The 12,954-nt window shown below is 75.1% G+C and carries 10 protein-coding genes; 3 read left to right on the forward strand and 7 right to left on the reverse strand.

Annotated features, from left to right (window positions below):
• From AB0E96_RS06320 to AB0E96_RS06345, 6 genes are all read right to left on the reverse strand, one after another.
• Window positions 1-1,218: hypothetical protein (locus tag AB0E96_RS06320; protein ID WP_359819233.1), on the reverse strand; the 1,218-nt coding region annotated here is incomplete at its 3' end.
• Between the two features lie 237 nt (window positions 1,219-1,455).
• On the reverse strand, window positions 1,456-2,586 hold the full coding sequence (locus tag AB0E96_RS06325; protein ID WP_359819236.1) for an LPXTG cell wall anchor domain-containing protein: 1,131 nt from the start codon (window positions 2,584-2,586) through the stop codon (window positions 1,456-1,458).
• A 320-nt stretch (window positions 2,587-2,906) separates the two neighbouring features.
• Window positions 2,907-3,485 (reverse strand): NAD(P)H-dependent oxidoreductase, encoded by a 579-nt coding sequence (locus AB0E96_RS06330; RefSeq protein ID WP_359819239.1) that lies wholly within the window; start codon window positions 3,483-3,485, stop codon window positions 2,907-2,909.
• A 150-nt stretch (window positions 3,486-3,635) separates the two neighbouring features.
• Window positions 3,636-4,571: an NAD(P)-dependent oxidoreductase gene (locus AB0E96_RS06335; protein ID WP_359819331.1), complete on the reverse strand. Its 936-nt coding sequence runs from the start codon at window positions 4,569-4,571 to the stop codon at window positions 3,636-3,638.
• 46 nt (window positions 4,572-4,617) lie between these two features.
• Window positions 4,618-5,058 carry a hypothetical protein gene (locus tag AB0E96_RS06340; protein WP_359819242.1) on the reverse strand — a complete coding sequence of 147 codons (441 nt, stop codon included), beginning with the start codon at window positions 5,056-5,058 and terminating at the stop codon, window positions 4,618-4,620.
• A gap of 140 nt (window positions 5,059-5,198) precedes the next feature.
• The gene (locus AB0E96_RS06345) at window positions 5,199-5,759 is read right to left on the reverse strand and encodes a heme-binding protein (protein ID WP_359819245.1); all 561 of its coding nucleotides are present in this window, start codon (window positions 5,757-5,759) and stop codon (window positions 5,199-5,201) included.
• A 465-nt stretch (window positions 5,760-6,224) separates the two neighbouring features.
• Between AB0E96_RS06345 and AB0E96_RS06350 the strand changes: the two genes are divergently transcribed.
• The 3 genes from AB0E96_RS06350 (at window position 6,225) to AB0E96_RS06360 (ending at window position 9,401) form a co-directional block, all read left to right on the forward strand.
• Window positions 6,225-7,370 (forward strand): sensor histidine kinase, encoded by a 1,146-nt coding sequence (locus tag AB0E96_RS06350; RefSeq protein WP_359819333.1) that lies wholly within the window; start codon window positions 6,225-6,227, stop codon window positions 7,368-7,370.
• The gene (locus AB0E96_RS06355; protein ID WP_359819248.1) at window positions 7,367-8,014 is read left to right on the forward strand and encodes a response regulator transcription factor; all 648 of its coding nucleotides are present in this window, start codon (window positions 7,367-7,369) and stop codon (window positions 8,012-8,014) included. Before AB0E96_RS06350 ends, AB0E96_RS06355 begins: the two co-directional genes overlap by 4 nt.
• Before the next feature lie 943 nt (window positions 8,015-8,957).
• Window positions 8,958-9,401, forward strand: a complete 444-nt coding sequence (locus AB0E96_RS06360; protein WP_359819251.1) for a hypothetical protein — start codon at window positions 8,958-8,960, stop codon at window positions 9,399-9,401.
• A 456-nt stretch (window positions 9,402-9,857) separates the two neighbouring features.
• On the opposite strand, the gene AB0E96_RS06365 is transcribed toward AB0E96_RS06360, so the two are convergent.
• The gene (locus tag AB0E96_RS06365; protein WP_359819254.1) at window positions 9,858-12,845 is read right to left on the reverse strand and encodes a BTAD domain-containing putative transcriptional regulator; all 2,988 of its coding nucleotides are present in this window, start codon (window positions 12,843-12,845) and stop codon (window positions 9,858-9,860) included.
• Window positions 12,846-12,954: the final 109 nt, after the last annotated feature.

Genomic DNA, 12,954 nt, shown 5'->3' on the forward strand with positions numbered 1-12,954 from the left:
GACCATCTCGTCCATGTCGAACAGGTCGCGGTCCTCGGCCAGCGACCAGCCCAGCAGGGACAGGTAGTTGAGCAGACGGGACCGCTGGGTGGGCCAGAACAGCACGTACGCGGCGGAGACCACCACGAAGGCGAGCCGGACGAAGCCGCGGGCCGCGTCGGACGGGAGGAGCAGCGTGCCGCCGTACAGCGCGCCCAGCGCGATCCAGCTCCACCACGGGACGAGCCGCTTCTGCCCGACCGCGTCCCAGAGCAGGGTGCCGAGCAGGATCGAGGCCGTGTAGTAGGTGTAGACGCTCGGGTCGAGCAGGATGCGGGCGTCCGCGCCCAGCAGCACCACGGCCGGCCAGCGGCCGCGCCAGACGGCGACGCAGCCGAGCCCGATGCCGAGCGCGAACTGGGTCGGCCGGTCCCACCAGGGGGTGGCCGGGTCGGTGACCCCGAACCAGCGCAGCGCGGAGGCCGGCTGGTTCGGGATGGTGAACTTGGCGGCCGCCATGGTGTCCAGGTTGCCCAGGTAGAACGGCAGCCAGGCGATTGCCACCAGGGCGCAGAACCAGAGCGCGGTGCGCAGCCAGGCCGGCCGGGGCAGCGCCAGGATCAGCGGGGCGAAGGCCACCGCCCAGGGCTTGGAGTCCACCGCCAGTGCCAGGAAGACCGCGACCTGGACGGGCTTGCCGCGGGCCAGGGCGTGCGCGGCGAGGGTGGTGAAGAACAGTGCGAGGACGTCGTCCAGGTGCGCGAAGCGGACCGAGACCTCGACCCACATCGGGATGAACGCCAGCCCCGCGATCAGCAGCCGCTGCTGGAGCCGCCGGTGGTTGGTCCCGGTGCCCAGGTAGTACAGGGCCGCGGTGCGGCCGACCACGACCAGCATCACCAGGCCCAGCCCGGCGCTCACCGCCTCGGCGATCAACTGCCCGGTGTGCGGTGCGAACGGGGCGGTGAGGCGGGCCGCGGCCAGGCTGACCGGGCCGATCTGGAGCTCCGGGTGGTGGGCGTAGAGCGACAGGCCGCCGTCGGCCTGGCCGCTGAAGAGCAGTTGCTCGCCCTGGCGCAGGTAGTGCCAGGAGAAGCCGCCGCTGGGCTCGACCAGGAAGAACCAGAGCACCGTCCAGGCGGCCAGCAGGACGTGATGCCTCCGGAGCGGCAGACCTGCGATCCGACCGGTCGTCGCCTCGTAGTCGGTGGTGGCCTGTGCCGTGCGTGCTACCCGCACCTGTCCTCTCCCCGCCGTTCCGCCCCCCTCCGGCCGGACATCCTATGTGACGGACGAGAACCGCCCGTGCCGCCCGCGGATCCGTCCCGGAGGGACGGTGCGGGCGGCACGGGGGCACTCGGCGCGCCGAGGATCGGAGCGCACCGGGCCGGTGTGGATCGGCCCGGTGCGCTCCGGCAGGTTCGCTACGGCTCGGCGTGCGACGGCTCGACGTGCGACGGGTCAGCGTGCGACGGGTCAGCCCTGCTGGGCGGACTTGCGGCGGCGCAGCACGATGAGGGTGCCGACACCGGCCACCAGGACGGCGCCGCCGGTGGCCGCGATGGCGGTGGTGTGGCTGCCGCCACCGGTCTGGGCCAGGGCCTTGTCGTTGCCGTCCGCGGCGGCCTTGGCCTTGTCGACGGCCGCCGGGGTCAGCGGCGGCGGGGTGATGACCGGGGGCTCCACCGGGAAGTCGATCGGGCCGGCGGTGTCGCCGCCGCTCTCGGCCGGGGCCGGGGCGCTGGCCGAGCCGGAGGGCTCACCGGTGGCCGGGGTGGTCGGCTTCTCGGTGGGCTTCTCGGTCGGGGTGCCGGTCGGCTTCTCGGTCGGCGTGGCGGTCGAGGTGGCCGTCGGGGTGGCCGTCGGGGAGCCGCTCGCGGTCGGGCTGGGCTTGCCCGTCTGGGTCGGGGTCGCCGTCGGGCTGGGCTTGCCGGTGTGCGACGAGGTGGGCGTCGGGGTCGGCTTGCCGCCGGGCGCCTTGATGACGAAGCCCACGCCGCCGTCGCAGCTGAGGTGGCCGTTGTCGACCGGCTGGTGGCTGGAGTCGTCGAGTTCGGCGGCGAAGACGACCGGGACGACGCCGGCCCGGCCGAGCGGGGCACCGTCGGTGAAGGACGCCCGGACCTTGATCGGGACGTTCTTGCCGCGGTTCACCCCGAGCAGGTCCTCGGCGGTCGGGTTTCCGGCGCCGTCGAGGGCACCGAGCAGCATCAGGACGGAGTCGTTCTTCTCCCCGCTCTGGTCGGGGGCGACCACGGCGGTCTGCCACTCGCCCCCGGGGAGCCGGTACTGGACCTTGAGGTCCTTCGCCTGGAGCGAGCCCGCCTTGCTCTTGAACTTGAGCAGCGGGATGAAGACGAAGTCGTGCTTCGTCCGGTTGTCGATCCTGAACGTGAACTCGCGGGCGTCACCGCCGGCGATGAAGGTGCCGGGCACGCCGTTCAGCGAGAGGTCGAGGCTCGCGTGCGACGCCTTGTCGGCCGGCGACGCGGCGGCGGACGGGGTGCCGGTGACACCGACGGCCATGGCGCCCTGGGCGCCGGCCAGGACGAGCGAGGACGCGAGCGCGGCGGCCCCGGCAAGGGCAAGACTGCGACGTATGGACAAGGGAGACCTCACGGAAGTGTCCGGGCGAGGCCCGGGCGCGAGGGGGCGGCCGTGAACGCCGCGAACCCCCCGCGAAGCTGAAAGTCCGACGGAGAGTACCGAACGATCCGACCGGCCCGGAAGGCGGGTGGCGCGCTTCGGTCCGGGCGCGGGAGGAGGCTGCCCGAATCATCCAACTCTGGCCACTCGTAGGGCTTTTGCGCTTTACCGAAGGATGACCGAAGGGTGACGGGTACACGTCCGGACGACGGTACCGCACGGCTCCCGGCGGGGGCGGCGGGCTCAGCCGGGCCCGCCGGGTCCAGCCGGGCCCGCCCGGCTCAGCCCGCGAAGAAGGACTTGGCCGCGATCAGCGCCCGCTCGTCGCCCAGCACGTCACCCGGGCGGTTGCCGCTGCCGAGCAGCACCCCGCCCCAGCGCATCCCCATGTACTCGGCGGTCAGCCGGAGGGTGCCGATCAGCGGCTCGGCCTTCTCCTCCTCCGTGCCGAGGGCGGTGACGCCCCAGACGGTGCCGCCGCGCATCCCCTCGCGGAACTCCACCCCGGGCACCCGGAACCAGGCCGACCAGTGGTCGAGGTAGAGCTTGGCGCTGGTGGGCAGCGAGTACCAGTACAGCGGCGCGACGAAGACCAGGTCGGTGGCCGCCAGAGTGGCGTCCAGCAGCGTCCGCTCGTGGCCGACCGGCGCGGGGTAGCCACCGTCGCCGCTGTGCCGCAGATCCCGGAAGGGCGGCAGCGGGTGCTCGTCCAGCCGCAGCCAGCGCTGCTCGGCGCCGGCCGGCAGGCTCGCCTCGGCGGCCAGCCGGGCGAGCCGGGCCGAGTTGCCGTCGGTGCGCGCGCTGGCGTCGAGGAACAGGAAACGGCGCGGCGCCTCGGCGCCGGACGACTGATCGGCCATCAGGACTCCCCCGTCGTACGTACGGTGCGAACGCAGGGTGAGCAGCCGCCGGGCACCGGTTATTCCACTCGGGCCGCTCGGGCCACTCGGGCGGAACCCGCGCCGAACCCCCTGGCGGCCCCGGAGTGCCGGGGCCGCCACGGGCGGCGGTCAGTCGGACAGCCCGGCCCGTCGGCGGGCGACCTCGGCCACGGCCGCCCAGTCCTTGTCCCCGTCGCCGTGGGCCAGCGCGTCCAGGAAGGCGTCCCGCAGGATGCTGCCGAACGGCAGCGGGACGTTGCGGGCGGCGCCCGCGTCCAGCGCGAGATTGACGTCCTTGAGCCCGAGCGGCAGCCCGAACCCGGCCGGCTCGTAGCGGCGCTCGGCCACCATCGAGCCGTAGCCGGTGTGGATCGGCCCGGGGAAGAGCGTGGCGGTGAGCATCTCGACCAGGTCGGTCGGCCGGATCCCGTGCGCGTCGGCCAGGCTGCACGCCTCGGCCATCGACTCGATCGCGCAGGCGATCAGGAAGTTGGTGCTGATCTTGGCCGTGTTGGCCTGCCGGGGGCTCGCACCGAAGTTCCAGGTGCGCTCGCCCATCGCGGCGAACAGCGGCTCGGCCCGTTCCAGCAGCTCGGGCGCGCCGGCGGCCAGGATGTTCAACCGGCCCGCCGCAGCGACCGGCGGCCGGCCGAGCACGGGGGCGGCGACGTAGCCGATGCCATGCTCGGCGTACCGCGCCTCGGCCCGGTCGGCGAGGGAGAGCGAGACGCTGGCCATGTTGACGTGCAGGGTCGCCGCGGCGCCGGCCAGCAGAGCCGGGTCGAGCAGCAGCTGCTCGAACGCCGCGTCGTTGGCGAGCATGGAGACCACCGTGTCGGCGGCGAACACCTCGGCGAGCGAGCCGGCCGCCTCCGCGCCCTCGGCCACCAGGGCGGCCACCGGCTCGGGCGAGCGGTTCCAGACCCGTACGGTGTGACCCGCCCGCAGCAGGCTCCCGGCCATGCCGCGCCCCATGGAGCCCAGCCCCACGAATCCGATCGTCCGCCCGGTCATCCGCGTACTCCCCTCGTCGCCGTCGCTCGTGTGCGACCGACTGTACGTCAGGAGGTCCGCGGGCCCGCCCGATACCCGGGCGGGGCCGGGCGGCGGCTCACGCGCAGGCGCGGGCGCGGGCGGCGCGGGTCGGAATCCGGGTGCGGTCGGCGGCCGCGCCGCGCTCCAGCTCGGCGGCCACCCGGCCGCGCAACAGCTCGTACTGGGCCTGGAGCCGGCCGGGGCGGACCGGGCGGGCGACCGGACGGCCGGGACCGACCAGTTCGTCCGGCCCGAACTGCTCGCGGGTGAGGTCGATCTCGAAGCCGGTGGCGAAGCGGTTCCACCAGTGGAGGTCCGTACGCACGCCGTCGACGTACACCTCGCCCATCATGAGCTCGCCGCCGAGCAGGTCGTTCACCACCATCGCCGTCACCCCGCACTGGCCGCGGGCGGGATTGTCGGGACGCCAGTGGGCCAGATCCTCGGGCGCACAGGTGTCGACACCCCAGGAGGAGCGGATCGCACGTTCGATGTCGTTGAGGGTCCACGCCGTCATACCGGGAAGCCTGCCACGCGGCACTGACAGCGGCACCGGCTTTTCGAAGGGTCATCCCGTGTTCTGCGGCGACCCTCCCGGCGTTCACCCGAACGAGACCGTGGCCCGGCCGGCCCGGGGCCGGGCCGGCCGGGCTCCCGTCACTTCGCCAGCTCGGCGACGCCCGCCTGCGCGAACTGCTCGTCCAGGTCGCCGCTGGGCGCGCCCGCGACGCCGACGGCCGCGATCGGGGCGCCCTTCGACTGGATCGGGGCACCGCCGGCCAGGAACAGGGTGCCCGGGATGTCCTTGAGGTTCGGCGCCTGGGCCAGGCGCTTGGCCAGCTCCGAGGTCGGGGCGTTCCAGGACACCGCGGTGAAGGCCTTGCGCTCGGCCGAGACCGGAGCCTGCGGGCCGGCGCCGTCGCCCTTCAGCAGCACCCGGGTGACGCCGTCCCGGTCGACGACCGCGACCGACACGTGCTGGCCGGCCTTGGTGGCCGCGTCCAGGGCGGCCTGGGCGGCGCGGGTGGCGGCGTCGATGGTCAGGCCGCTGCTCGGGGCCAGGTTCTTGTTCTGGGTGTCGGCCTTCGCCGCGGCCGGGACGGCCGGGGTCTCGGTGGACTCGGCGCTGGCCGAGACGGCGCCGACGGTGGCGGCGGCGAGCGCGGCGGCGGCGACGGTGCCGGTCAGCACCCGGGTGCGAACGGAGGTCTTCTTCATGGTCCGACTCCTCAGCGGATCTGCGGGGTGGGGCGGGGGTTCGGGGGGCCGCCGGGGCGTCGGGGGGGTCGCCCGGCGGCGTGCTTCGATCCTCCGGCCGGGGCAGGGCCCGCCACATCGGCGGTCCGGCGCGGGCCCGCGGGCGTGATGGTCGACCCTGCCGTCAACCGATCGGCTGATGCGGCCCCGGGCCGGACGGGTCACCATCGAGGGGTCGCCGCAGGTCGGTGCCGGCGGGAACGACGGGCCGGTACGGGCCGGCGCCGACCGCGCACGCACCACCCGTTCAGCCAGGAGCCACCCGTGCAGCAGCCCCGCCCGACCGCCGGCCGTCGCGCCGCGGACCGCGCCGGTGCCGGAGCACGTGCCGGTGCCGGCGCGTCTGCCGGTGCCGCCGGTGCGCGTGCCGCCCGGGGCGGTGTCCTCGGCCGCGACGCCGGCGATCCGGACGCGGGCCGGCTCGCACTGCTGCTGGACTCCGCCTTCCTGCTGCTGCTCGCCGCCTCGCTCAACCGCTACCTCAGCCACCACTCCGGCAGCCCGCAGGCCCCCTGGGTGATCGGGCTGAGCGCGGCCCTCGCCGTCGCCCAGCCGGCCGGGTCCTGGCTCGACCACCGCCGCCCGGCCGCCCCCGGCCGGCGCCGCCGGTGGCCCTCGGCCCTGGTGGTGGTGCTCTGGGTGGTGCTGGTGCTGCTCGCGCCGAGCTTCGCCTGGTGCGCCGTCCCGCTGATCTACACCGCCCTCCGGGCGCTGCCCGCGAAGGCGGCCATCCCGCTGGTCGGCGCGCTGACCCTGCTGGTGGTGATCGCCGAGATCCGGCTGCCCGGCGGCGTCGACGCCACCCTGGTGCTGCTGCCGCCCGCGGTGGCCGGCCTCGCGACCGGTGTCTTCCTCTTCATGGCCCGGCAGGCCGACCGGCAGCGCGCGCTGATCGCCGACCTGGTCCGCACCCGCCGCGAACTCGCCGCCACCGAGCGGCGGGAGGGCACCCTGGCCGAACGCGAACGGCTCGCCATGGAGATCCACGACACCCTGGCGCAGGGCCTGTCCAGCCAGCAGATGCTGCTCCAGGCCGCCGAACGCACCTGGGACACCCACCCGGCGACGGCCCGGACCCACGTCCGCACGGCCGCCGAGGTGGCCGCCCGGAACCTGGCCGAGGCCCGCCGTTTCGTCCACGACCTCGCCCCGGCGGAACTGTCCGACGGCCGCACCCTCGACCGGGCGCTGCGGGCGCTGGCCGAGCGGGAGTCCGCCGAGAGCGGGCTGCCGGTCCGCTTCCACCTGGACGGCACGCCGGTCCCGCTGCCCGCCGCCGCGCAGGCCGCCCTGCTGCGGATCGCCCAGGGCGCGCTGGCCAACGTCCGCGAGCACGCCGGAGCGTCGGCCGCCGCGATCACGCTGTCCTTCCTCGGCGACCAGGCCGTGCTGGACGTCGCCGACGACGGGCAGGGCTTCGAGCCGGACGCGGCCGGCCCTGGCGGCGGGCGCGGCTACGGCCTGCCGGCGATGCGTGCCCGGCTGCGGCAGCTGGGTGGCAGGCTGACCGTGGAGAGCACGCCCGGCGAGGGCACCGTCGTCTCCGCAGCGATCCCCCTGGAGAACCGATGAGCACGACTCCCGTCCGGCCCGCCCCCGTCCGGCTGCTGGTGTGCGACGACCACGCGGTGGTGCGTGCCGGACTGCTGGCGCTGCTGGCGAGCGCCGGCGACATCGAGGTGGTCGGCGAGGCCAGCACCGGTGAGGAGGCCGTCGCCCTGGCCGCCCGGCTGGTGCCGCAGGTCGTGCTGATGGACCTCCAACTCGGCGACGGCATCGACGGGGTGGAGGCCACCCGGCGGATCACCGCCGACCCGGGCGGGCCGCACGTCCTGGTGCTGACCACCTACGACACCGACGCCGACATCACCCGGGCCATCGCCGCCGGCGCCACCGGCTACCTGCTGAAGGCCGAGCGGCCCGAGGAGCTGTTCGCCGCCGTGCACGCGGCCGCCCAGGGCCGCACGGTGCTCTCGCCGCCGGTCGCCTCCAGGGTGATGGCGCAGATGCGGTCGCCCGCGCCGCAGCTCACCGAGCGCGAGCAGGACATCCTCGAACAGCTGGCGCAGGGGCTGGGCAACCGGGAGATCGCCCGGGCCCTGTTCATCAGCGAGGCCACGGTGAAGACGCACCTCGGCCGGATCTACGACAAGTTGGGCGTGGACACCCGGGCGGGTGCGGTGGCGGTGGCGAAGGAACGCCGACTGCTGCGCTGAGCGCCGGCCCGCTCCCGATCCCTCCTTCCTCCGCCCGCGCTGAGCGCCGTCGGCTGCACTGGGCCCCGTCGGCTGCGCTGGGCGCCCGTCCGGTGTCACTGCGTACTGCCATCATGCTCGGAATGTCGGATTCCGATCCCGCGCCCACCGTCCGCCGCCGCCCGTCCTGTGCGGGCGAATCGGGCCGCCACCGGCCTGACGGGAACGCAAAGCCCTGGTCCCGGGCCTTTCCGGGCCCCGTGGAGCCCTCCATCACGATGTGGATGTTTCGTGGATTCCACTATTGACAAACCAACCACGCGGTTTGTTAGTTTGAGATCAACGACGTCCCCGGAGGTGGGGGCTCGCCGGGGCCTGTGCGGACCGCTCTCGCCGGAGGGTGTGGCTCAGGGGGGAACGGCGGGTTTGCCGGGGTGTCGGGGGGAGCGGCAGCGCCGAAGCCGCGCGACGAGGCGGCGTGGAGCGAGTCCGGGGGGACTCGCTCCACGCCTCCCCCGGTCCTCCGGCCCATGCGGCCCCGGCCGTCGTGCCGTCAGCCGCTGCGCCCCGGAGGACTCCTAGGGCGTGTCTGACAATTGGCGTCGGATCAGCGTGCGGCGTTGGGGTGCGTGCATCGCAAGGCGGAGGAGGGAGCCACTGCGGAGCATTGGCGACCGACGACAACGCGGCGAGGTGCGTGCCCCGGCGTCGCACGCCCGGCGGGAATTGTCAGACACGCCCTAGGTGCCGGGTCTGATGGTGGATCGGCCAACGGCGGGTCGGCCGCGCCGTGGATCGATCGCTTTCGGTCATGTGTGTCGATCTGTTGATCTGGATCTATCAGGGACGTGATCGCCGCCACTAGGGTGCGGCGCGTCCCCGTTGTTCCACCCTCCCCTGCCGTTCCAAGGACCAAGGACCAAGGACGAGCCGAGGGGAGACGACCGATCGGAACGGTGTCGCCGTGACCAGGATCCTCCGCAAGCTGATGACCCGTACGGGACGGGCGGCCGCCATCGTCGCCGTCCTCGCGGCCGCGCTGACCGGCACGGCGGGCGCCGGGACGGCTTCCGCCGCCGGTGGCTGGAGCTGTTCCGGGGCGCCCGTCCCGGCCGGCTACGTCATCACCATGTACAACCCGAGCGGTTGCGGCAACCACGGCTCGTGGTTCCAGCAGCCCGCGCAGAACCGGCTGTGGACCTGCTCCGGTTCGCCGATCGTCTCCGGCTACGTCCTGACGAACTACGACGTCAAGGGGTGCAGCGGTGTCGGCGCCTGGCTCCACGAGCTGGTCCGCAACGGCGTCTGGACCTGCCCGTACTCGCCGATCCCGGCGGGCTACCGCAGCACCACCTACGACGCCCGCGGCTGCGCCGGCCTGGGCGCCTGGCTCACCGTGAAGATCTGAGCCAGGGCCCGAACGGCCTGGCGGAGGCGGGCGGCGCGCGCCGGGCGGCACGGGGGACGAACCCGCGCGCCGCCCGCTCGTACGGGTCCGCGAACGCACACGAGCACGAGCACGAGCACGAGCACGAGCGCAAGCACGAGCACGCGGCCTGGCACGCCGTCCTGGACGCCGCCCTCGTCTGAGCCCCCGCCGGACGCACCGCACCTCCGGCCGGGTCCGTCCCCTGCGCGGACCCGACCGGCTGCCCATGCGGTGCGTACGGGACGGGCGCGTCGACCGGGCCTGGGGCCTGGTGCGTGTGCCTGTCCTGTGCCGTGGGGACCGAGCCTAGGCGGGGGCGCCTTACCGTTCGCTTACCGATCGCTCACCGCTGCCGGCGCCGCCGGCACTCCCGGCTCTGCCGTCAACAGCACTGCCACCGCTGACGCCGCTGCCACCGAGAGGCCCCGCCCCGCCCTACCGGATGTCGCTCAGCTCCCGCGCCTCCGCCAGCACCCGCGCCGCCGACTCCGGCAGCCCGGCCGCCTCGTACGCCCGGCCGAGGGTGCGGAGCGCCTCCGCGAGGAAGGAGCGCCAGCCGCGGGCGCGCCACATCAGGACCGACTCCTCCAGGTGGGCGACCGCCGAGGCGTGGTCCCCGGCCGCCAGGTCCAGCTCGCCGAGGATGCCGAGGGCCTGGGCGAGGTGGTGCCCCAGGTCGAAGCGGCGGGCGATGGCCAGCGCGGCCTCGGCCGTGTCCCGGGCGCGGCCGTCGCCGGTGCCCGCGTACAGCACGGCCAGGTAGAGCAGCGAGAACGCCTCCACGTAGCGGTCGTCGAGGGAGCGGGCCATGGCGAGCGAGCGGAGGAGCAGTTCGGTGCCCCGCTCCACCTGGCCGGCCCGGCCGTGGGCGGCGCCGAGGAACTGGATCGCGGTCGCCTCGAAGCGGGTGTTGCCGATCATCCGCGCCAGCCGCAGCGTTTCGGTGAGGTGCTCGATGGTGCGGTCGAGGTCGGTCTCGCCGTGGGCGATGGCGATGATCTGGTGCGCCTTGGCCTCGCCGCCCGGGTGGTCGTGGGCGGTGGCGAGTGCCAGGGCGCGGCGGCCGGCGTCGAGGGCCTCCTCCTCGCGGCCCTGGGCCACCAGGCTCCAGGCGGTCAGGACGAGGGCGTCGGCGGTCCCGCGCTCCTCCCCGACCTGCTCGAACAGCCGCTGGAGGTGCCGCGCGTGGTCCTCCAGCGCGACCATCGTCTGGGTGCCGCCCTCCAGTTCGACGGCGGTCCCGCAGCCGTCGGCCGGGGTGGTCCAGGTCGTCACCTCGATCAGGCCGCGGGTGAGCACGGCGGTGCCCAGGCCGTCGCCGGCCGCGCGGCAGGCCTGGAGGGCGGCCACGTGGGTGGTGCGCCAGTCGTCGTACAGGCCGCGGACGTCGCAGTACTTCTCCTGGCAGGCGGCGAGGTCCCAGGCCGCCGGCACCATGCGCAGCGCGGCGGCCTGCCGGGCGCTCGCGTTCAGGGCCGGCTGCTCGGCGTCGAACCAGGCCATCGGGTCGTCGAGCAGGGCCGCCGCGACGCCGGACGGCATCGGGTGGCGGGGCGCGGAGCCGTGGATCGGCGCGAAGCACGGCCCGGGCACCTGGTCGGCCGCCTGCTCGGCCAGCCAGAGCCAGGCGCCGAAGGCCCGTTCCAGCGCAGCCGTGCGGTCGGCCGGTGCGTCCGTGGCCTCGGCGTGCTCGCGCGCGTACAGCCGGACGAGGTCGTGGAAGCGGTAGCGCAGGTGCGGCTCCGTGCCGGTCTCCTGGAGGAGTTGGGCGTCGATCAGTTCCTCCAGCTGCCGTTCGGCCTGCTCGGGCGGGATGTCAGCCAGGGCGGCCGCGGCCCACGGGGCGAAGTCGGGCGCGTCGAGCAGTCCGAGAAGCCGGAAGGTGCGGCGGGTCGGCTCCGACAGCCGGGCGTAGCCGACGGCGAAGCCGGCCCGTACGGCCAGGTTCCCGGCGGACAGTTCGTCGAGCCGTCGCCGTTCGTCGCGCAGCAGGTGCGCGAGCCGGGCCAGGGTCCAGCGCGGGCGGGCGGCCAGGCGGGCCCCGGCGATGCGGACCGCCAGCGGCATGCCGCCGCACAGCTCGACGATCTGGGCGGCGGCCACCGGCTCGGCGGCGACCCGGTGGTCCCCGAGGATGCGGCCGAGCAGCGTGCGGGCGTGGGGTGCGTCGAGTTCCTGGAGGTCGACGAGGCGGGAGCCGGGCAGGGCGGTGAGCGCGGTGCGGCTGGTGACGAGGACGGCCGGGCGGGCGTCCGTGCGGTCGGCCCGGTCCGCGGGCGTGCCCGGGAGCAGCGGGCCGATCTGCTGCTCGCCGGCGGCGTTGTCGAGGAGGACGAGCGTGCGGCGGCCGGCCAGCAGGGTGCGGTAGAGCGCGGACCGTTCGTCCAGGGAGGCCGGGATCTCCCGGGGGTCGGCGCCCAGGGCGCGCAGGAAGGCGGCCAGGACGCCGGCCGGGTCGGCGGGTGTCTCGTCGGCTCCGCGCAGGTCCGCGTAGAGCCGGCCGTCGGGGTAGTCGGCGGCGGCGCGGTGGGCGGTGTGGACGGCGAGCGCCGTCTTGCCGATGCCGCCCATGCCCGCGACCACCGGCACCCGGCCGGCCGCCAGGGCGTCCAGAACGAGCCGCACCTGTTCGTCGCGGCCGGTGAAGTCCGGGATGTCGCGCGGGAGTTGGGAGGGCACCCGGGAGGGTCCTGGGTCCGTCCGGGAGCCCTCCCGGTCCTGCGCCAGCAGCGCCAGGAAGACGTTCTGCACCTGCTCGCCCGGCTCGATCCCGAGCTCCTCGGACAGCCGCCGGCGCAGCGACTGGAAGCGGCGCAGCGCCTCGGCCGCCCGGCCGTCCGCCGCCAGCAGCTCCAGCAGCGCGGCGTGCACCGGTTCGTCGAACGGGTGCTCCTCGGCGAGCGCGGTCAGGGCGGGAACGGCCGCCCGGGACGCCCCGGCCTCCGCCGCGGACCGGGCCAGGGCCAGGACCGTGGCCCGCACCTCGCCCTCCACGGACGTCACCAGCGGGTCCTCGCGGCTGATCCGCTCCAGCCCGGCCAGCACCGGGCCGCGCCGCAGCGCGAGCGCCCCGGCCGGCTCACCGTCGGCGGCGAGCCTGCGGAACCGTCCGAGGTCCACCGCGTCGGGCCCGGTCACCAGCCGGTACCCCTGGGCGTCGGACTCCAGCACGACCGCCTCGTCCCCGAACCGCCCGAGCCAGGTGCGCAGCCGCGACATCCCGGTGTGCACGGCGCCCCGGCCGACCCGGTCCGCCTGCTCCGCCCACACGAGTTCCAGCAGCCGGCCCGCGGGCAGCCGCTCCCCCTCCGCCAGCAGCAGCGCCCCCAGCAACCCCCGCAGCACGGTGGCCCGCGGCAGCGCCTGCGGCACGGAGTCCACTCCGACCGTCAGGGGCCCCAGCAGCCCGAACGTCATTCTCATCCGCTTCAGTCCCTCAGAGCTCACGACCGCACCGGGGCCCGACCCCGCCACCCCCCTCGGGGCGCACCGGGCCGACCGCGGCACGACCATGACACTAGTCCGGACACCG

It is taken from the genome of Kitasatospora sp. NPDC036755, from assembly GCF_040636595.1.
Classification (GTDB): domain Bacteria; phylum Actinomycetota; class Actinomycetes; order Streptomycetales; family Streptomycetaceae; genus Kitasatospora.